Source organism: Pseudomonas sp. KCJK9058 (assembly GCF_046230975.1).
Lineage (GTDB): Bacteria > Pseudomonadota > Gammaproteobacteria > Pseudomonadales > Pseudomonadaceae > Aquipseudomonas > Aquipseudomonas alloputida.
In genome coordinates, this window is record NZ_JBJJLR010000074.1 from 1 (window position 1) to 18,635 (window position 18,635).

The 18,635-nt window shown below is 62.4% G+C and carries 19 protein-coding genes; 14 read left to right on the forward strand and 5 right to left on the reverse strand.

Annotation, left to right across the window (positions count from 1 at the left end):
- Window positions 1–40 precede the first annotated feature (40 nt).
- Together ACK59Z_RS24515 and ACK59Z_RS24520 are read right to left on the reverse strand one after the other, a co-directional pair.
- Complete coding sequence (locus ACK59Z_RS24515; protein ID WP_108192184.1) at window positions 41–1,246, reverse strand: transporter associated domain-containing protein; 1,206 nt, start codon at window positions 1,244–1,246, stop codon at window positions 41–43.
- A 9-nt stretch (window positions 1,247–1,255) separates the two neighbouring features.
- Complete coding sequence (locus tag ACK59Z_RS24520; protein ID WP_003252138.1) at window positions 1,256–2,065, reverse strand: inner membrane protein YpjD; 810 nt, start codon at window positions 2,063–2,065, stop codon at window positions 1,256–1,258.
- Window positions 2,066–2,377: 312 nt separating this feature from the next.
- Here ACK59Z_RS24520 and ffh point away from each other — a divergent pair, with 312 nt between their 5' ends.
- The 6 genes from ffh to ACK59Z_RS24550 all read left to right on the forward strand — a co-directional run bounded on the left by ffh (window position 2,378) and on the right by ACK59Z_RS24550 (window position 6,458).
- Complete coding sequence (gene ffh / locus ACK59Z_RS24525; protein ID WP_003252139.1) at window positions 2,378–3,754, forward strand: signal recognition particle protein; 1,377 nt, start codon at window positions 2,378–2,380, stop codon at window positions 3,752–3,754.
- 259 nt (window positions 3,755–4,013) lie between these two features.
- A complete protein-coding gene (gene rpsP / locus ACK59Z_RS24530) occupies window positions 4,014–4,265 on the forward strand; it encodes a 30S ribosomal protein S16 (protein WP_003252142.1) in 252 nt (83 codons plus the stop codon).
- A 5-nt stretch (window positions 4,266–4,270) separates the two neighbouring features.
- Window positions 4,271–4,807, forward strand: a complete 537-nt coding sequence (gene rimM, locus ACK59Z_RS24535; RefSeq protein WP_003252144.1) for a ribosome maturation factor RimM — start codon at window positions 4,271–4,273, stop codon at window positions 4,805–4,807.
- A 3-nt stretch (window positions 4,808–4,810) separates the two neighbouring features.
- Window positions 4,811–5,563 (forward strand): tRNA (guanosine(37)-N1)-methyltransferase TrmD, encoded by a 753-nt coding sequence (trmD, locus tag ACK59Z_RS24540; protein WP_003252146.1) that lies wholly within the window; start codon window positions 4,811–4,813, stop codon window positions 5,561–5,563.
- Window positions 5,564–5,605: 42 nt separating this feature from the next.
- Window positions 5,606–5,956, forward strand: a complete 351-nt coding sequence (rplS, locus tag ACK59Z_RS24545; protein WP_003252148.1) for a 50S ribosomal protein L19 — start codon at window positions 5,606–5,608, stop codon at window positions 5,954–5,956.
- A 94-nt stretch (window positions 5,957–6,050) separates the two neighbouring features.
- Window positions 6,051–6,458 carry an acyl-CoA thioesterase gene (locus ACK59Z_RS24550; RefSeq protein WP_003252150.1) on the forward strand — a complete coding sequence of 136 codons (408 nt, stop codon included), beginning with the start codon at window positions 6,051–6,053 and terminating at the stop codon, window positions 6,456–6,458.
- Window positions 6,459–6,461: 3 nt separating this feature from the next.
- Here ACK59Z_RS24550 and ACK59Z_RS24555 read toward each other — a convergent pair whose 3' ends face one another.
- Window positions 6,462–8,267, reverse strand: coding sequence for a cation:proton antiporter (locus tag ACK59Z_RS24555; RefSeq protein ID WP_409293862.1), 1,806 nt, complete (start codon window positions 8,265–8,267; stop codon window positions 6,462–6,464).
- A 68-nt stretch (window positions 8,268–8,335) separates the two neighbouring features.
- Between ACK59Z_RS24555 and xerD the strand changes: the two genes are divergently transcribed.
- From xerD to ACK59Z_RS24585, 6 genes are all read left to right on the forward strand, one after another.
- Window positions 8,336–9,232, forward strand: coding sequence for a site-specific tyrosine recombinase XerD (xerD, locus tag ACK59Z_RS24560; RefSeq protein ID WP_003252154.1), 897 nt, complete (start codon window positions 8,336–8,338; stop codon window positions 9,230–9,232).
- Between the two features lie 153 nt (window positions 9,233–9,385).
- Window positions 9,386–10,129: a thioredoxin fold domain-containing protein gene (locus ACK59Z_RS24565; RefSeq protein WP_003252155.1), complete on the forward strand. Its 744-nt coding sequence runs from the start codon at window positions 9,386–9,388 to the stop codon at window positions 10,127–10,129.
- 83 nt (window positions 10,130–10,212) lie between these two features.
- Window positions 10,213–11,517, forward strand: coding sequence for a homoserine dehydrogenase (locus ACK59Z_RS24570; RefSeq protein ID WP_003252157.1), 1,305 nt, complete (start codon window positions 10,213–10,215; stop codon window positions 11,515–11,517).
- A gap of 59 nt (window positions 11,518–11,576) precedes the next feature.
- Window positions 11,577–12,986 (forward strand): threonine synthase, encoded by a 1,410-nt coding sequence (gene thrC / locus ACK59Z_RS24575; RefSeq protein ID WP_003252159.1) that lies wholly within the window; start codon window positions 11,577–11,579, stop codon window positions 12,984–12,986.
- Between the two features lie 130 nt (window positions 12,987–13,116).
- Window positions 13,117–13,536 (forward strand): response regulator, encoded by a 420-nt coding sequence (locus ACK59Z_RS24580; RefSeq protein ID WP_108192182.1) that lies wholly within the window; start codon window positions 13,117–13,119, stop codon window positions 13,534–13,536.
- 79 nt (window positions 13,537–13,615) lie between these two features.
- Complete coding sequence (locus tag ACK59Z_RS24585) at window positions 13,616–13,897, forward strand: DUF3509 domain-containing protein (RefSeq protein WP_047604471.1); 282 nt, start codon at window positions 13,616–13,618, stop codon at window positions 13,895–13,897.
- A 187-nt stretch (window positions 13,898–14,084) separates the two neighbouring features.
- Here ACK59Z_RS24585 and ACK59Z_RS24590 read toward each other — a convergent pair whose 3' ends face one another.
- Window positions 14,085–14,960 carry a TIGR02285 family protein gene (locus tag ACK59Z_RS24590; protein WP_409293865.1) on the reverse strand — a complete coding sequence of 292 codons (876 nt, stop codon included), beginning with the start codon at window positions 14,958–14,960 and terminating at the stop codon, window positions 14,085–14,087.
- 20 nt (window positions 14,961–14,980) lie between these two features.
- A complete protein-coding gene (locus tag ACK59Z_RS24595) occupies window positions 14,981–16,180 on the reverse strand; it encodes a CaiB/BaiF CoA-transferase family protein (RefSeq protein ID WP_108192180.1) in 1,200 nt (399 codons plus the stop codon).
- Between the two features lie 130 nt (window positions 16,181–16,310).
- Here ACK59Z_RS24595 and ACK59Z_RS24600 point away from each other — a divergent pair, with 130 nt between their 5' ends.
- Both ACK59Z_RS24600 and recJ read left to right on the forward strand, forming a co-directional pair.
- Window positions 16,311–16,853 (forward strand): YaeQ family protein, encoded by a 543-nt coding sequence (locus ACK59Z_RS24600; protein ID WP_003252169.1) that lies wholly within the window; start codon window positions 16,311–16,313, stop codon window positions 16,851–16,853.
- An 8-nt stretch (window positions 16,854–16,861) separates the two neighbouring features.
- Window positions 16,862–18,571: a single-stranded-DNA-specific exonuclease RecJ gene (gene recJ, locus ACK59Z_RS24605; protein WP_070384304.1), complete on the forward strand. Its 1,710-nt coding sequence runs from the start codon at window positions 16,862–16,864 to the stop codon at window positions 18,569–18,571.
- Window positions 18,572–18,635 lie beyond the last annotated feature (64 nt).

The window sequence follows — 18,635 nt, forward strand, 5'->3', positions numbered from 1 at the left end:
GGCGTGACGGCGGGGCTGGGTAAGCGTGACCCGAGTATAGCTATCGGGTCACGGTCCACACCAGTACCTTGCTGGCGCAATTGTCCTCTGTTTCAAGGATTTCCAGGCGATAGCGGCCTATCTTCAGGCAAACAGCGCTTTCCGGGATGCTTTCCAGCGCTTCGGTGACCAGCCCGTTGAGGGTTTTCGGCCCGCCGTCGCAGGGCAGGTGCCAGCTCAGGGTACGGTTGATTTCGCGTAACGAAGCGGTGCCATCGATGACGAAGGTGCCATCGGGTTGCGGATGCACATGCGGGTTTTCCAGGCTTTGCTCGTCCTCGAACTCGCCGACGATCTCTTCGAGAATGTCTTCCAGGGTGACGATACCCAGTACTTCGCCGTACTCGTCCACCACCACGCCCAAGCGGCGTTGCTGCTTGTGGAAGTTCAACAACTGCATTTGCAGGGGCGTGCTTTCCGGTACGAAATAAGGTTCGTAGCAGGCGCTGTGCAGCGCTTCCAGGGTCAGCTCGGCCTTGGGCAGCAGGTGGCTGATCAGCTTGGTGTTGAGGATCGCTTCGACCTGGTTGATGTCGTTGTGGTAGACCGGCAGGCGGGTGTGGCGGCTGACGATCAACTGCTCGATGATGCGTTCGATCGGCTCGTCCAGGTTGATGCCATCCACTTCGTTGCGCGGCACCAGGATGTCGTTGACGGTGATCTTGTCCAACGACTGCAGGCCGTCGAGCAGGCCATGGCGAGGCGCTTCGTGCGGTTCATCCTCATCGAAGTCGTCGGTATCCTGCGTGTGCAGGGCCACAGCGGTGGGCTGTGCACGGAACGGGCGCAGCATGAGCTTGGCGATGCCGTCCAGCAGACAGGCCAGTGGCTGCAGCAGTGCGAGAGGCACTTTCAGCAGGCTGGCGCCAAGGCTCACGAACGCCTGCGGGTTACGCCGGGCCAGGCGCCGCGGCAGGTATTCGGCAAACACCAGCAAGACGAGGGTCGCCGCCAGGCCTGCCAGCCAGAAGCCGTGCTCGCCGCTTTGGCGCTGGCCCATCAGGCAGGCCAGACCCAGCACCAGTAGCTTGCCCAGGCTGGCGCACAGCACCAAGGCCTGGGCCGGCAGCACGGGATGGCCGTCTTCGCCGGCGCGCAGTGCGCCATTGAGCTGCAGGCGGGCAGCATCCACGGCGGTGAACAGTGCTGACCACAAAAGGGCCAGTGCCAGAGTGCCGAATAGCGGTGCGTACGGCAGGGTGTCCATGGGCGGCCGTCAGATATGCAAGATGAATTCGCGAACCAGCTTGCTGCCGAAATAGGCCAGCATCAGCAGGCAGAAACCGGCCAGCGTCCAGCGGATGGCCATGTGGCCCCGCCAACCCAGGCGGGTGCGGCCCCACAGCAGCACGCTGAACACCACCCAGGCGACACAGGCCAGCAAGGTCTTGTGCGCCAGGTGCTGGGCAAACAGGTTGTCGAGGAACAGCCAGCCGGAGATCAGCGACAGCGACAACAGGCACCAACCGGCCCAGAGGAAGCCGAACAGTAGGCTTTCCATGGTTTGCAGTGGCGGGAAGTTGCGGATCAGCCCGGACGGGTGCTTGTTCTTCAGCTGGCGGTCCTGCAGTAGCAACAGCAGCGACTGGAACACCGCGATGGTGAACAGCCCGTAGGCCAGGATCGACAACAGGATATGCGCAAGGATGCCCGGTTCTTCATTGATCAGCGGCACCGTACCGGGGGGCGCGAACTGCGCCAGCAGTGCCGTTACCGCGCCCAGCGGGAACAGCAGCACCAGCAGGTTTTCTACCGGTATGCGCAGGCAGGCCAGCAATGTCAGGGTAATGACTGCCACGGCGATTAGGCTGGCGGCGCTGAAGAAGTCCAGGCTCAGCCCCAGCGGGGTGATCAGCTGGAAGAACAGTGCGCCGGCCTGGGCCAGCACCGCGAAGGCACCCAGCAGGCCAAGCAGGCGCTTGTCGGCCTTGCGGCCCTGGGCCAGGTGAGAGCCCTGGTAGATGGCCGCTGCTATATATAGGCCGGCGGCGATCAGGTTGGGAATGAGGCTGGGAGAGGAGACCATAAGTCCTGGTTGGCGAGCCTTTAAAGAGACGGAGTTTGGCATAGATTCTGCCGCTCTAGGAAGACTGAAGGGTTGTGTCAGGGCATTCGCGGGCACGCCCGTTCCCACCGGTACGGCCCAGGCCTGCAAGCCGTGAAGATCCTGCGGGAGCGGGCGCGCCCGCGAAGAGGCCAGCACAGCCACCGAATATCTACCAAGGTGTGCGTCGCCGCTGCACTTCGCTATAATCGCCGCCTTGCTGTGCCCGGCGGGTGTGTATTTCCCCCCTGGCACCTGACAAACCTCGGCTTTACTGGGCCTGAAAGGATCACCATGTTCGAAAACCTGACCGACCGCCTGTCACAGACGCTGCGCCATGTCACCGGCAAGGCCAAGCTGACCGAAGACAACATCAAGGACACGCTGCGCGAAGTGCGCATGGCGCTGCTCGAGGCCGACGTTGCCCTGCCGGTCGTCAAGGATTTCGTCAACAGCGTCAAGGATCGTGCGGTCGGTACCGAGGTGTCGCGCAGCCTGACCCCGGGCCAGGCCTTCGTGAAGATCGTCCAGGCCGAGCTGGAAAGCCTGATGGGCGCGGCCAACGAAGACCTCGCACTGAACGCCGCCCCGCCTGCTGTCGTGCTGATGGCGGGCCTGCAGGGCGCCGGTAAGACCACCACCGCCGGCAAGCTGGCGCGCTTTCTTAAAGAGCGCAAGAAAAAGAGCGTGATGGTGGTGTCTGCCGACGTCTATCGTCCGGCGGCAATCAAGCAGTTGGAAACACTGGCCAACGATATCGGCGTCACCTTCTTCCCGTCCGATATCAGCCAGAAGCCGGTGGCCATCGCCGAAGCCGCCATCCGTGAAGCCAAGCTGAAGTTCATCGACGTGGTCATCGTCGACACCGCCGGCCGTCTGCACATCGACGCCGACATGATGGACGAGATCAAGGCGCTGCACGCTGCCGTCAAACCGATCGAGACGCTGTTCGTGGTCGACGCCATGACCGGCCAGGACGCTGCCAACACCGCCAAGGCCTTTGGCGAGGCGCTGCCGCTGACCGGTGTGGTGCTGACCAAGGTCGACGGTGACGCCCGTGGCGGTGCTGCGCTGTCGGTACGTGCAATCACCGGCAAACCGATCAAGTTCATCGGTATGGGTGAGAAGACCGAGGCCCTCGAGCCGTTCCACCCCGACCGCGTCGCTTCGCGCATCCTCGGCATGGGCGACGTGCTCAGTCTGATCGAGCAGGCTGAGCAGACCATCGACAAGGCCAAGGCCGACAAGCTGGCCAAGAAGCTGAAGAAGGGCAAGGGCTTCGACCTCGAAGACTTCCGTGACCAGCTGCAGCAAATGAAGAACATGGGCGGCCTCGGCGGCCTGATGGACAAGCTGCCAAGCATCGGCGGGGTCAACCTGTCACAAATGGGCAACGCCCAGGGCGCGGCCGAAAAGCAGTTCAAGCAGATGGAAGCGATCATCAACTCCATGACCCCGGCCGAGCGCCGCGACCCTGACCTGATCAGCGGTTCGCGCAAGCGCCGTATTGCGTTGGGGTCCGGTACCCAGGTGCAGGACATCGGCCGGCTGATCAAGCAGCACAAGCAGATGCAGAAGATGATGAAGAAATTTTCTGCCAAAGGCGGCATGGCCAAGATGATGCGCGGCCTCGGTGGGATGCTGCCAGGTGGCGGCATGCCAAAGCTGTAACCCCTGATTCGGGTGCCTGCCTTTTGTCGGGCAAGCGCCCAGAACCCCCGCTGTAGCGGGGCAACAGCCGCGAATTTCGCGGCGCAACCGGCAAATCTGGACGGCAGGGCGATGCCTTGCCGAAAAAGTCATTTGCAAATGTCCGTGTATTCCCCGAGAATATGCGGCCTTTTGGGCACCCGTGTGCCTATTTGGCATTCAGATTTGCAGTACCAGCTGCTGTATCAACTGCAGCACCGACTATAGGAACGATGTTCACATGGTAACCATTCGTCTGGCCCGTGGCGGCTCGAAAAAGCGCCCATTCTACCACCTGACCGTGACCAACTCGCGTAACGCCCGTGACGGCCGTTTCGTTGAGCGCGTAGGTTTCTTCAACCCAATCGCTGCTGGCGCCGAAGTTAAGCTGTCGGTCAACCAAGAGCGCGTCACCTACTGGCTGAGCCAGGGTGCACAGCCGTCTGAGCGTGTTGCTCAGCTGCTGAAGGAAGCTGCCAAGGCCGCTGCCTGAATAGTATGAACGCGACGCCAGAAAAGGCTGACGACCTCATCGTCGTTGGCAAGATTTTTTCGGTTCACGGCGTTCGCGGCGAGGTGAAGGTGTATTCCTTTACCGATCCGATTGAAAACCTGTTGGATTATCCACGCTGGACGCTTCGGCACGAAGGCAAGGTAAAGCAGGTCGAGCTGGTCAGCGGTCGTGGCTCCCAAAAGGGCCTGGTCGTGAAGCTGAAAGGTCTCGACGATCGCGATGAAGCCCGTCTTCTGAGCGGTTACGAAATCTGCATCCCGCGGAGCCTTTTGCCCAACCTGGCTGCCGACGAGTACTACTGGTACCAGTTGGTAGGTCTGAAGGTCATCAACCAGGACGAACAACTGTTCGGCAAGGTCGATCACCTGTTGGAGACCGGTGCGAACGATGTAATGGTGGTCAAGCCCTGCGCAGGCAGCCTGGATGATCGCGAGCGTCTGTTGCCCTATACGGAGCAATGTGTGCTGGCAATCGACCTCGAAGCAGGCGTGATGCGGGTCGAATGGGACGCGGACTTCTAAACGATGGGTAACCTTCGCGTAGACGTCATCACGTTGTTCCCCGAGATGTTCTCGGCCATCACGGAGTACGGCATTACCAGCCGCGCGGTGAAACAAGGGTTGCTTCAGGTGACTTGCTGGAACCCGCGGGACTACACCACAGATCGTCACCACACGGTAGATGATCGGCCGTTTGGCGGTGGTCCGGGCATGGTGATGAAAATCAAGCCTCTGGAAGACGCCTTGGTTAGCGCCAGGCAGGCGACCGGAGCAGCGGCGAAGGTGATCTACCTTTCGCCACAAGGCCGCAAGCTGACTCAGCAGGCGGTCAAAGGCCTGGCCGAACAGGAATCATTGATCCTGATCGCCGGTCGTTATGAAGGCATCGACGAGCGCTTTATCGAGGCTCATGTCGATGAGGAGTGGTCGATTGGCGACTATGTGCTTTCCGGTGGCGAGCTGCCGGCCATGGTACTGATCGATGCGGTTACGCGACTGCTGCCCGGAGCTTTAGGGCATGTGGACTCGGCGGAAGAAGATTCCTTCACCGACGGTCTGCTTGATTGCCCGCACTACACCCGGCCTGAGGTGTATGCGGATCAGCGTGTTCCCGACGTGTTGCTAAGTGGCAACCATGCACATATCCGGCGTTGGAGGATGAAGCAGTCCCTTGGTAGGACCTTCGAACGACGCGCCGATCTTCTGGAAAGTCGCTCGCTTTCTGGAGAAGAGAAGAAGCTGCTCGAGGAATATCTCCGCGAGCGGGACGATAGTTAAACGTATCGATGGTGGATCGCGTATCCATCTTAGGAGCACAGCATGACCAACAAGATCATCCAGCAGCTCGAAGCCGAGCAGATGAGCAAGGAAATCCCGACCTTCGCACCAGGCGACACCGTTGTCGTTCAGGTTAAAGTGAAGGAAGGTGAGCGTTCCCGTCTGCAGGCGTTCGAAGGCGTCGTTATCGCCAAGCGTAACCGCGGTCTGAACAGCGCCTTCACCGTGCGCAAGATCTCCAGCGGCGTTGGCGTAGAGCGTACCTTCCAGACCTACAGCCCGCAAATCGACAGCCTGGCCGTGAAACGTCGTGGTGACGTGCGTAAAGCCAAGCTGTACTACCTGCGCGACCTGTCCGGCAAAGCCGCTCGCATCAAGGAAAAACTGTCCTGAGTGCAGTTTGCCCGGTGGCCGAGGCCGCCTAGCGAGAAAAAAGCAGCCTTCGGGCTGCTTTTTTGCGTTTTGAAACCCCGAAAATGTGATTGCCATGACGACCCGAGACCAGGAAATCCAGCGCCGCACCGAACTGTCGGTGACCCGCGTGACCAAGGCGGTGTTCCCCAATACCACCAACCACCACAACACCCTGTTCGGCGGCACCGCCCTGGCCTGGATGGACGAAGTGTCGTTCATCGCTGCCACGCGTTTCTGCCGCCTGCCGCTGGTGACCGTGTCTACCGACCGTATCGATTTCAAGCACCCGATTCCGGCGGGCTCGATCGTCGAGCTGGTGGGTACGGTGATCAAGGTCGGCAATACCAGCTTGCAGGTGCAGGTGGATGTGTTTGTCGAGAACATGTACCTGGATGGCCGTGATCGGGCAATCCATGGGGTGTTCAGCTTCGTCGCCATTGACGAGGACAAGCGCCCGGTGCCCGTGCTGCCAGGCACCTGAGCATTACGGTTGCGCTGCTGGCTCGATCAATGCCACCAAGGTCCAGCCCGGTTGTGGCTGCAGCGGGTTATCAGGGCTGGCTACATGGACCCAGCCATGGCCATCGCGCGCGAACAGCAAGTTTGCCCGTTCGCCATGCAGTGCCTGGTAGGCATCCCAGCCAAAGCCTTCGGTCAGGTTGGTGCTATACAGCTCGGCGCCTTGATGCAGACGGTTGGCCAGTTGCAGGTAGGTCATCGGCTTGGCCCCCAATAGATGCCCGCGGTGCTCTTCGGCCGCCCGGTGCTTGTCGCTACGTTGTTTCTCCAGGCCACTGGCTAGCACGAACAGCCGGCTGTGGCCGAAATCATGACGGAACCTGGCGCAGGCCAGGGCATTGATTTCGCCGGCGGGAGAGAGGCCCAGCAAGTGCCCGAGGCCGACCAGGTCCAGATGGGCGTCGGCATGCTGCGAGGCCGGGTTGCCAAAGTAGGTCGTGAGCCCGTCCATGCGTGCGGCGCGGATGTTTTCCCAGCTGGAGTCCGTCAGCAAAACCCGGCAGCCCAATTGTTGAAGGGCTTTGGCGATGGCCCGGGCCGGTTCGTTGGCACCGACGATGAGAAACCCGCTGGGTGCCGGTTCGGCGACCTTGAGCAAGCGTGCCAGCGGCCTGGCCGTGGCGCTTTGCAGTACCACCGTGCCAATGATTACCGCGAAGGTCAACGGTACCAGCAGCAAGGCATCCTGGTGGCCGGCCTGGTGCAGGCGGATGGCAAAAATAGCGGAAACGGCCGCGGCAACGATGCCGCGCGGCGCAATCCAGGCCAGCAGCGCGCGCTCCCGCCAGTTGAGTGTCGAGCCCAGTGTGGCCAGCCAAACGTTGAGCGGGCGTGCCAGCAGCTGGATCACCAGCAGCAATGCCAGCACAGCAGGGCCAAGGCCCAGCAGGGCATGCAGGTCAATGCGTGCAGCCAGCAGGATGAACAGGCCGGATATCAGCAGCACACTGAGGTTTTCCTTGAAGTGCAGGATTTGCCGCACATCAACCCCGCGCATGTTGGCCAGCCACATGCCCATCACGGTCACCGCCAGCAGCCCGGACTCGTGCACGATCTGGTTGGCGGCGATGAAAATGCCCAGTACCGCCGCCAAAGACGCGAGATTGTGCAGATATTCTGGTAGCCACTGTTCGCGCATGATTTGCCCCAGTACCCAGCCCCCTGCCGCGCCCAGGGCGGTACCGCAGAAGATCACACCGGCAAAAGTGATAAGGCTCTGGCTCAGGCCGTTACCCTCGGCGCTGGCGATGATGAAGCTGTATACCACCACGGCGAGCAGCGCGCCGATGGGGTCGATCATGATCCCTTCCCAGCGCAGGATGTTCGCGATCGCAGACTTTGGCCGCACCACGCGCAGCATCGGCACGATCACCGTGGGGCCGGTCACCAGCGTCAGGGTGCCGAAAAGAATCGCCAGCGGCCAGTCGAACCCGAGCAGCCAGTGGGTTGCCAGTGCAATCACCAGCCAGGTGACCAGTGCACCTACCGTGACCAGGCGATGCACCACGCTGCCGATCTCGCGCCACTGCGACAGGTGCAGGGTCAGGCTGCCTTCGAACAGGATCAGCGCCACCGCCAGCGACACCAGCGGCATCAGCAATGGGCCGAACAGCGCCTCGGGATCGAGCCATCCCAGCGCTGGGCCGGCAAGGATCCCGGCCAACAACAGAAACAGAATCGCCGGCAGCTTCAGGCGCCAGGCCAGCCACTGGCAGGCGAGCGCTGCTGCGCCGATGCCGCCCACACTCAGAAGGATCTGCTGTTCGCTCATGCGGGCTCCCTATGCCGACGTTGTTATGAAAGACTAAGCGCCATTTCGTCGTTTGCCACCGAGATTTCATGCCCGCCCTCGACCACCCCCTGATCGACCAGTTCCTTGACGCCCTATGGCTGGAAAAAGGCCTGTCCGACAACACCCGCGTGTCCTACCGCAGCGACCTGGCCCTGTTCAATGGCTGGCTGCAGGAGCATTCGGTATCGCTGCCAGACGCCGGCCGCGACCTGATCCTCGATCACTTGGCCTGGCGTCTGGATCAGGGCTACAAGCCACGTTCCACGGCGCGTTTCCTCTCCGGTCTGCGCGGCTTTTTCCGTTACCTGCTGCGGGAAAAGCTGGTGGCCATCGACCCGACCCTGCAGGTCGACATGCCGCAATTGGGCAAGCCGCTACCCAAGTCGCTGTCCGAAGCCGACGTCGAAGCCCTGTTGCAGGCTCCGGACCTGGGCGAAGCCATTGGCCAACGCGACCGTGCCATGCTCGAAGTGCTCTACGCGTGCGGTCTTCGGGTTACCGAATTGGTCAGCCTGACCCTCGACCAGGTAAACCTGCGCCAGGGTGTGCTGCGGGTGATGGGCAAGGGCAGCAAGGAACGCCTGGTGCCCATGGGGGAAGAGGCGGTGGTGTGGTTGGAGCGCTACCAGCGCGATGGTCGCGCCGAACTGCTCAATGGCCGTCCCAGCGACGTGCTGTTCCCCAGTCAGCGCGGCGAGCAGATGACGCGCCAGACCTTCTGGCACCGTATCAAACACCACGCACGGGTTGCCGGCATCGACAAGCCGCTGTCGCCGCACACCTTGCGGCATGCCTTCGCCACCCACCTGCTCAACCACGGTGCCGACTTGCGGGTGGTGCAGATGCTGCTGGGCCACAGTGACCTGTCGACCACGCAGATCTATACCCACGTCGCCAAGGCCCGCCTGCAGCAGTTGCACGCCCAGCACCACCCGCGTGGATGAATGTTTTTCATGTTCCGCCGACCGGTCCTTGCGACCCCCTTCACTGGCAGCGTGATGTGGTAGGCTTGAGCGGTTTGCACCAAGGGCCGCACGGTCACCGCGTATTTTCCGCAGGTGGCGCCCTCCGGCCCCTGTCCGCCTTCAGGAGTTCCCATGCGCGTGACCCAGTTTTTCGCCGCCGCCGCGTTGGCGCTGGCCAGTACCTTTGCCGTTGCCGCGGCAACCGATAGCAACGCCGGTGCCGAGCAGGCCATCCGTAAATCGTTGCAGAACCTCGAGTTGGAAGTGCCCGTGGAAAGCGTGGCCAGCAGCCCGCTCAACGGCCTGTATGAAGTCAAGCTGCAGGGCGGCCGCGTGCTGTACGCCAGCGCTGACGGCCAGTTTGTGATGCAGGGCTACCTGTTCCAGATCCAGGACGGCAAGCCGGTCAACCTCACCGAAAAAACCGAACGCCAAGGTATCGCCAAGCTCATCAACGGCATTCCAGCCGCCGAGATGGTGGTTTATCCTGCCAAAGGCGAGACCAAGTCGCACATCACCGTGTTCACCGACACTACCTGCCCGTACTGCCACAAACTGCACGCCGAAGTGCCTGAGTTGAACCGTCGCGGTATCGAAGTGCGCTATGTCGCCTTCCCGCGTCAGGGCCTCGGTTCGGCGGGTGACCAGCAGTTGCAGGCGGTGTGGTGCTCCAGCGACCGCCGTGGGGCGATGGACAAAATGGTCGAAGGTGAAGAAATCAAGGCCGCCAAGTGCACCAACCCGGTCAGCAAGCAGTTCCAGCTGGGTCAGTCGATCGGTGTCAACGGCACGCCGGCCATTGTTCTTGAAAGCGGCCAGGTCATTCCGGGCTACCAGCCGGCACCGCAGGTCGCCAAGCTGGCACTTGCCAAGTAATCCAGTTCAGTACGCCGTCGTCATGGGGTGACGGCAAGTTTCACGGTCGGCAAACGTGTCGGCCGTTCAATGGGGAGTTCACAGTGAAACCGGTCAAAGTAGGCATCTGTGGGTTGGGGACCGTCGGTGGCGGAACCTTCAATGTACTTCAGCGCAACGCCGAGGAGATTGCCCGCCGTGCCGGGCGCGGTATTGAAGTGGCACAGATCGCCATGCGCTCGCAGAACCCGAACTGCCAGATTACCGGTACCCCCATTACCGCTGACGTGTTCGAAGTTGCAAGCAACCCGGAGATCGACATTGTCATCGAGCTGATCGGTGGCTATACCATCGCCCGCGACCTGGTGCTGAAGGCCATCGAAAACGGCAAGCACGTGGTCACTGCCAACAAGGCGCTGATTGCCGTGCACGGCAACGAAATCTTCGCCAAAGCTCGCGAGAAGGGCGTGATTGTGGCTTTCGAGGCGGCCGTAGCCGGTGGCATCCCGGTGATCAAGGCCATCCGCGAAGGCCTGTCGGCCAACCGCATCAACTGGCTGGCTGGCATCATCAACGGCACTGGCAACTTCATCCTCACCGAAATGCGTGAGAAGGGCCGTGCCTTCCCGGACGTGCTGGCCGAAGCTCAGGCGCTGGGCTACGCCGAAGCCGACCCGACCTTTGACGTAGAAGGCATCGACGCTGCGCACAAGCTGACGATCCTGGCGTCCATCGCGTTCGGTATCCCGCTGCAGTTCGACAAGGCCTACACCGAAGGTATCACCCAGCTGACAACGGCAGACGTGAACTACGCCGAGGCGTTGGGCTACCGCATCAAGCACCTGGGCGTGGCGCGTCGCACCGCCGAAGGTATCGAGCTGCGCGTGCACCCGACGCTGATCCCGGCCGACCGTCTGATCGCCAACGTCAACGGCGTGATGAACGCTGTCATGGTCAACGGTGATGCTGCCGGCTCCACCCTGTACTACGGTGCCGGCGCGGGTATGGAGCCTACCGCTTCGTCAGTGGTCGGCGACCTGGTCGACGTGGTCCGTGCCATGACCTCCGACCCGGAAAACCGTGTGCCGCACCTGGCCTTCCAGCCAGACTCGCTGTCGGCCCACCCGATCCTGCCGATCGAAGCCTGCGAAAGCGCTTACTACCTGCGCATCCAGGCCAAGGATCACCCAGGCGTACTGGCCCAGGTCGCCAGCATCCTCTCGGAGCGCGGTATCAACATCGAGTCGATCATGCAGAAGGAAGCCGAGGAACAGGATGGCCTGGTGCCAATGATCCTGGTGACCCATGGCGTGGTCGAGCAGCGTATCAATGACGCCATCGTCGCCCTGGAAGCCCTGCAGGACGTGGTCGGCAAGGTTGTGCGCATTCGCGTCGAGCAGCTCAACTAACAAATATTGCCGATGGGCCGCCCGCGCGGCCCCGGCCCCAGCATCGAAGGTTTGCACCCATGCGCTATATCAGTACCCGCGGCCAGGCACCGGCCCTGAATTTCGAAGACGTGCTGCTGGCTGGCCTGGCCAGCGACGGCGGCCTCTACGTGCCGGAAAACCTGCCACGCTTCACCCAGGAAGAAATCGCCTCGTGGGCCGGCTTGCCCTACCACGAGCTGGCCTTCCGCGTGATGCGTCCGTTTGTCGAGGGCAGCATCGCCGACGCCGATTTCAAGAAGATCCTCGAAGAAACCTACGGCGAGTTCGCCCACGCTGCGGTCGCCCCGTTGCGTCAGCTGAACAGCAACGAGTGGGTGCTGGAGCTGTTCCACGGCCCGACCCTGGCGTTCAAAGACTTTGCCCTGCAGTTGCTCGGTCGCCTGCTTGACCATGTGCTGGCCAAGCGCAACGAGCGCGTGGTCATCATCGGTGCCACCAGCGGTGATACCGGTTCCGCTGCAATCGAAGGCTGCCGCCGTTGCGACAACGTCGACATCTTCATCCTGCACCCGCACCAGCGTGTATCGGAAGTGCAGCGCCGCCAGATGACTACCATCTTTGGCGACAACATCCACAACATCGCCATCGAAGGCAACTTCGACGACTGCCAGGAAATGGTCAAGGCCAGTTTCGCCGACCAGTCGTTCCTCAAGGGCACCCGCCTGGTCGCCGTCAACTCGATCAACTGGGCGCGGATCATGGCCCAGATCGTCTACTACTTCCATGCAGCCCTGCAGCTGGGCGGCCCGGCGCGCTCGGTGGCGTTCTCGGTACCAACCGGCAACTTCGGCGACATCTTCGCCGGCTACCTGGCGCGCAACATGGGCCTGCCGGTCAGCCAATTGATCGTCGCCACCAACCGCAACGACATCCTGCACCGCTTCATGAGCGGCAACCAGTACGTCAAGGAAACCCTGCACGCGACCCTGTCGCCGTCGATGGACATCATGGTCTCGTCCAACTTCGAGCGCCTGCTGTTCGACCTGCATGGCCGCAACGGTGGTGCGATTGCCGAGCTGATGGCCAACTTCAAGCAAGGTGGTGGCTTCAGCGTCGAGCAAGACCGCTGGACCGAAGCCCGCAAACTGTTCGACTCGCTGGCTGTCAGCGACGAGCAAACCTGCGAGACCATCGCAGAAGTGTTCGCCGCCACCGGTGAAGTGCTCGACCCGCATACCGCAATCGGCGTGAAGGCTGCCCGCGAGTGCCGCCGCAGCCTGGACACGCCAATGGTGGTGCTGGGTACCGCGCACCCGGTCAAGTTCCCGGACGCGGTGGAGAAGGCCGGTGTGGGCAAGGCGCTGGAGCTACCCGCGCACCTCAGCGACCTGTTCAGCCGTGAAGAGCGTTGCACGGTCCTGGCCAATGACCTGAAGGCTGTACAGGGCTTTGTCAGCCAGCACGGCAACCGCGGCAAGCCGCTGTAATTGCATGGCGTTTGGGGCTGCAGCGCAGCCCCAACGTCTCAGCCCTTTCCCTCCTGTCTATCAGAAACATCCTATTCAGCCTGCCGGGCGCCAAGCATAAATTAGCCGGTCCTCCCATCAGGAGCGGCTCATGCACCAGCCCTATGTGTTGATTCACCAGGCTCGCCCATCCCACCAGATCCTCTTGCACCAGGCCCTCAATGGCCAAGGCGTCTTCAACGTGCGCATCAGCGAAAGCGTCGCTGACCTCGACGCCTGCCTCTGCGCTGAGCGTCGCCCTGACTTGCTGATCCTTGACCACGCCATGCCAGCCCAGGCCGGCCTTGCTTTGCTCGCCCAGCAGCGACGAGTGCGCGCATTGCTGTTCGTCGGCCAGCCTGCCCCAACGCGTCAAAACCTTGCCCAGGAGGCCAGAAAATGTGGCGTGTGGGTGCTCGACGAGTTGCCCTGGCCGCTGTCGATGCCACGCCTGCAGCACGCCTTGCAAACACTGCAGGTGCGCCCAGGGTCGCGTATTCAAACTGTCATGCCAGCCCCGCATGCTCACTGAAGCGGGCGCGGTTTGACGAACTTTCTGCGGCGCCTGTTGGTCAGTTACTTTAGGTCCCACCACGCAGCGAGTGATCCGGATGGAAAGAATCTGCAGCCTGCTCAACGAAGCCCTGACGCCCTATCAGACCCACCTCGGCATCGCCGATCCCAGCGGTAATCGTCAACTGACCGTTCACGACCCCCTCTCAGGTATTACCTTGCGGCGCTCGGTCAGCGAGCGCCAATTGCAGGAGCAACGCCTGCTGATCGACCTCGTGGACGGCTTGCACCGAGACTTGCAGATAGCTGAGGGGCGGTTGCAGCCTTGTGTGATCGCGGCATTGCAGCATCGCCAACAACCGCAGGGAACCTTTGCCTGAGTCGCCCATCAGACAGTGTAGGGGCAGCCAGCCAGTGCTTTGCTCCGGCGCTGGCAAGGCTGCCACGGGAAGTCCTCAAGGGCTTTCGCTTGGCCCCGGGCGTCTTCCCCAGCGCCTGGGGTTTCTTTTTCTTGGCAGGCACGTATCCCTCGGCTGCTCCTGCAACGACGGTGCAGACCGGTTGGGCTTATTTGTCCTCAAAGAAACGCCGGCTTTCCTCCAGATAGTCCTCCCGCAATGCCAGGTCCAGCCAGCGGGCATACAACCCTGGCAACACATCCCGGCGCAGGGTGGGCAGCAACTGGTCGATGTGGGCAACTGCCGCACGCCCCAATTCGCTGTCTGAACAGCCCACATGCAGAAACTGGTAGCGATCCACGCCCTGCACAGCATGAAACTGGTAGTCAGTCAGTGACCCGCCTTGTTGCTGGATCAGGTAGCGAACTTCAGGCCAGTAGCCGAGCACCAGGCGCAGGCGCCCCAACTGCTGCATCTGCAGCAGGTTGGCGGTGGCCTCGTTGCCGTAGTGGCGGCTGAGCGCGCTGTCGGGTAACTGGCGCAAGATGCTGTCAATCTGCGTGCCGTAGCTGCGTTCCGCGACAATCCCAAGCTTTAGCGGGGCCTTGCTCAGCAGGCCATGCAGGTCCACCTGCTGGCCGTCGAGGTAGGGTGCCACCAGCGCCTGGTTTTCCTTGCGCAACACCAGGCCGCCGCTGAGCACGCCCAGCGATGGAACAGAAAAATGCACATATTTGGCCCGTTCCGGTGTCCACAGCAGGGTTGGGTCGCAGGTGAAGGTGTCACGGTCTTGCAGCATCTGCAGGCTGCGGGCGCGGTTGACCCGCACGATGCTGTGTTCGTACTCGGGCATCTGCCTTATCAGCAGCGGTAACAACTGGTCGATGACCCCCCGGCCTTCTTCCGGGCCATCAAAAATGGTGAACGGTGGCAGGTCGCGTACCAGCCAGAAGAGGTGCTCCTTGGCATGTGCGGGCTGCAACAGCAACACAGGTAGCAGCCCGCAGAGCAGGACCAGGTGGCGTAGGCAGCGGGGCGCGCACATGGAACCGGTCAGCGCCAGGATCAGACCGTGCCCGCTGCGCGCAGGCTGGCGATGGCCGCTGCGTCGTAGCCCAGGCTGCCGAGCAGCGCCTCGGTATGTTCGCCCAAGGCCGGGCCGACCCATTCGCTAGAGCCGGGAGTCTCCGACAGCTTGGGCACGATGCCGGGCATGTGGAATGGCTTGCCATCCGGCAACTTGGCCTGCAGGAACATCTCGCGTGCCAGGTACTGGGGGTCGTTGAACATGTCTTCGGCCGAATAGATACGGCTGGCCGGCACTTCGGCAGTGGTCAGCACCTGCATCAGTTGCTCCAGTGGGAGGCTGCTGGCCCAACGGTCGATTACCCCATACAGCTCGTCACGACGCAGGTCGCGGCCGTCGTTGCTGGCCAGGGTCGGGTCGTTGGCGAGGTCATCGCGACCGATGGCCTGCATGAAGCGCTTGAAGATCGCATCACCGTTGGCGCCGATCTGCACATGCTTGCCGTCGGCGCTTGTGTGGATGGAGGAGGGCGTGATGCCTGGCATGATGTTGCCGGTGCGTTCGCGGATGAAGCCGAACACATCGAATTCCGGGACCATGCTCTCCATCATGGCAAAGATCGCCTCGTACAGGGCCACGTCCACCACCTGGCCCTGGCCGCCATTGACTTCCCGGTGGCGCAGCGCCATCAGCGCGCCGATCACCCCCCACAGGGCGGCAATCGAGTCCCCGATGGAAATCCCGGTTCGCACCGGCGGGCGGTCATCGAAACCCGTGATGTAGCGCAGGCCGCCCATTGACTCGCCTACGGCACCGAAGCCTGGCTGGTCTTTCATCGGCCCGGTCTGGCCAAAGCCCGACAGGCGCACCATCACCAGGCGCGGGTTCAGCGCATGCAGCACATCCCACCCCAAACCAAGTTTTTCCAGCACGCCCGGGCGAAAGTTTTCGATCAGGATGTCGGCCTCGGCCAGTAGGCGCTTGAGGATATCGCGGCCCTCGGGGTGCTTGAGGTTGAGGGTGAGCGACTGCTTGTTGCGGGCCTGCACGAACCACCACAGCGAGGTGCCCTCGTACAGCTTGCGCCACTTGCGCAGCGGGTCGCCGCCATCGGGCGATTCGACCTTGACCACTTCGGCGCCGAATTCGGCACAGATACGCGAGGCGAACGGCCCGGCGATCAGGGTACCGAGTTCGACAACTTTAAGGCCGGCGAGGGGTTTGCTGGGCGTCGACATGGGGTGTCCGTGGCAGTTGGGCAGAGCCGTGGTTTTATCACACGTCGGTTACGCCGGGTACTGCTGCGGGGCATGGAAGGTGCGGATGGGGTAGACTGTGCCACTTTCTTTTGCACGAAGCCCGTCGACCATGGCCCAGCCGTCCACCACCTACAAGTTCGAATTGAATCTCACCGACCTTGATCGCAACGTCTACGAAAGCGTCAAACAGACTATCGCACGGCACCCTTCGGAAACCGAAGAGCGCATGGCAGTTCGTTTGTTGGCGTACGCGCTCTGGTACAACGAGAACTTGTCGTTTGGCCGCGGCCTGTCGGATGTCGATGAGCCAGCGCTGTGGGAAAAGAGCCTGGACGATCGCGTGCTGCACTGGATTGAAGTTGGCCAGCCCGATGCCGATCGTCTGACCTGGTGCTCGCGTCGTACCGAACGCACCAGCTTGCTGGCGTACGGCAGCCTGCGAGTGTGGGAAGGCAAAGTGGTGAGCGCGGTCAAGAACCTGAAAAACCTGAGCATTGCCGCTGTGCCGCAAGAGGTGCTGGAAACCCTGGCGACCGACATGCCGCGTAGCATCAAGTGGGACGTGATGATCAGTGAAGGTACGGTATTCGTGACTGACGACCGTGGCCAGCATGAAGTACAACTGCAGTGGCTGCTCGGTGAGCGTGGTTGAAGCAACCCATGCGTATCGAACCTCGTCCGCTGCCGCCGACCCTGCCATTTCTGGGTAACTTGCCACCCTTGCTGACCCGCCTTTACGCCGCGCGCGGCGTGCAGAGCGAGGCCGAGCTGGACAAAAGCCTGGCACGCCTGCTGCCGTACCAGCAGCTCAAGGGCATCGAGGCCGGTGTGGACCTGCTGGTCGAAGCCATCGACCAGCGCCAGCGCATCCTCATCGTCGGCGACTTCGATGCCGACGGTGCCACCGCCAGCACCGTCGGGGTGCTGGGCCTGCGCCTGCTGGGTGCGGCCCATGTCGATTACCTGGTGCCCAACCGCTTCGAGTACGGCTACGGCCTGACCCCGGAAATCGTCGAGGTGGCGCTGCAGCGCCAGCCGCAGTTACTGATTACCGTGGACAACGGCATTTCCAGTGTTGACGGCGTGGCGGCCGCCAAGGCCGCCGGGCTCAAGGTGCTGGTCACCGACCACCACCTGCCGGGCGAGCAGTTGCCCGACGCCGATGCCATCATCAACCCCAACCAGCCGGGCTGCAGCTTTCCGAGCAAGTCACTGGCCGGGGTAGGGGTGATCTTCTATGTGTTGATGGCCCTGCGCGCTCGCTTGCGCAGCCTTGGGCGGTACGAGGCGCAGCCACAGCCGAACATTGGCGAACTGCTCGATCTGGTGGCGCTGGGCAGTGTTGCTGACGTGGTGCCGCTGGATGCCAACAACCGCATCCTGGTGCACCAAGGCCTCGAGCGCATCCGCGCCGGCCGAGCCCGACCGGGGCTGAAGGCCATTCTCGAAGTGGCCCGCCGTGATCACCGGCGCATCACCTCGACCGACCTCGGTTTCATCCTCGGCCCGCGGTTGAACGCCGCAGGGCGGCTGGACGACATGAGCCTGGGTATCGAATGCCTGCTGTGCGAAGACGCGGCGCTGGCCCAGGACATGGCCCAGCAGCTGGACGACCTGAACCAGGACCGCAAGTCCATCGAGCAGGGCATGCAGCGCGAGGCCCTGGCCCAGCTCAAGGACCTACCGGTCGAGTCCATGCCCTACGGCTTGTGCCTGTTCGATGCCGATTGGCACCAAGGGGTGATCGGTATTCTGGCTTCGCGTCTGAAGGAACGTTACCACCGGCCGACCATTGCGTTCGCTGATGCTGGCGACGGCATGCTCAAAGGTTCGGCGCGCTCGGTGCCGGGGTTCCATATTCGCGATGCGCTGGATGCCGTGGCCGCGCGCCACCCGCACCTGATCAGCAAGTTCGGCGGCCACGCCATGGCTGCCGGTTTGTCGTTGCCAGAAGGCAACTTCCCGGCATTCGCCGAGGCCTTCGACGAAGAAGTGCGGCGTCAACTGCGCGAAGAAGACCTGACCGGCCGGCTGTTGTCCGACGGCAGCCTGGCGGTAGAGGAGTTCCACCTCGACCTGGCCAAGGCCCTGCGCCATGCCGGCCCATGGGGCCAGCACTTCCCAGAGCCGCTGTTCCATGGCGTGTTCCAGCTGGTGGAGCAGCGTGTGGTTGGCGAGCGGCACCTGAAGGTGGTGCTCAAGAGCGAGTGTGGCTCGGTACGGCTGGATGGCATTGCCTTCGGCGTCGATCGCGAAGTGTGGCCGAACCCGACCGTGCGTTGGGTCGAGTTGGCGTACAAGCTGGATGTGAACGAGTTTCGCGGCAATGAAAGTGTGCAGTTGATGATTGCCCACATGGAGCCGCGCTGACGGTTTTGCGGGGCTTGCCTTGATTCTTGTGGTGTAGCGGAAATCCAGCGCCGCGCGGGCGGCG

Coding starts and splice junctions, on each gene's coding strand:
- ACK59Z_RS24515 (WP_108192184.1), bottom strand. CDS start 1,246: ATGGACACCCTGCCGTACGCACCGCTATTCGGCACTCTGGCACTGGCC.
- ACK59Z_RS24595 (WP_108192180.1), bottom strand. CDS start 16,180: ATGTCGACGCCCAGCAAACCCCTCGCCGGCCTTAAAGTTGTCGAACTC.
- ACK59Z_RS24550 (WP_003252150.1), top strand. CDS start 6,051: ATGACGACCCGAGACCAGGAAATCCAGCGCCGCACCGAACTGTCGGTG.
- ACK59Z_RS24580 (WP_108192182.1), top strand. CDS start 13,117: ATGCACCAGCCCTATGTGTTGATTCACCAGGCTCGCCCATCCCACCAG.
- ffh (WP_003252139.1), top strand. CDS start 2,378: ATGTTCGAAAACCTGACCGACCGCCTGTCACAGACGCTGCGCCATGTC.
- ACK59Z_RS24520 (WP_003252138.1), bottom strand. CDS start 2,065: ATGGTCTCCTCTCCCAGCCTCATTCCCAACCTGATCGCCGCCGGCCTA.
- xerD (WP_003252154.1), top strand. CDS start 8,336: ATGCCCGCCCTCGACCACCCCCTGATCGACCAGTTCCTTGACGCCCTA.
- rplS (WP_003252148.1), top strand. CDS start 5,606: ATGACCAACAAGATCATCCAGCAGCTCGAAGCCGAGCAGATGAGCAAG.
- thrC (WP_003252159.1), top strand. CDS start 11,577: ATGCGCTATATCAGTACCCGCGGCCAGGCACCGGCCCTGAATTTCGAA.
- ACK59Z_RS24600 (WP_003252169.1), top strand. CDS start 16,311: ATGGCCCAGCCGTCCACCACCTACAAGTTCGAATTGAATCTCACCGAC.
- ACK59Z_RS24555 (WP_409293862.1), bottom strand. CDS start 8,267: ATGAGCGAACAGCAGATCCTTCTGAGTGTGGGCGGCATCGGCGCAGCA.
- rpsP (WP_003252142.1), top strand. CDS start 4,014: ATGGTAACCATTCGTCTGGCCCGTGGCGGCTCGAAAAAGCGCCCATTC.
- ACK59Z_RS24590 (WP_409293865.1), bottom strand. CDS start 14,960: ATGTGCGCGCCCCGCTGCCTACGCCACCTGGTCCTGCTCTGCGGGCTG.
- rimM (WP_003252144.1), top strand. CDS start 4,271: ATGAACGCGACGCCAGAAAAGGCTGACGACCTCATCGTCGTTGGCAAG.
- ACK59Z_RS24585 (WP_047604471.1), top strand. CDS start 13,616: ATGGAAAGAATCTGCAGCCTGCTCAACGAAGCCCTGACGCCCTATCAG.
- recJ (WP_070384304.1), top strand. CDS start 16,862: ATGCGTATCGAACCTCGTCCGCTGCCGCCGACCCTGCCATTTCTGGGT.
- trmD (WP_003252146.1), top strand. CDS start 4,811: ATGGGTAACCTTCGCGTAGACGTCATCACGTTGTTCCCCGAGATGTTC.
- ACK59Z_RS24565 (WP_003252155.1), top strand. CDS start 9,386: ATGCGCGTGACCCAGTTTTTCGCCGCCGCCGCGTTGGCGCTGGCCAGT.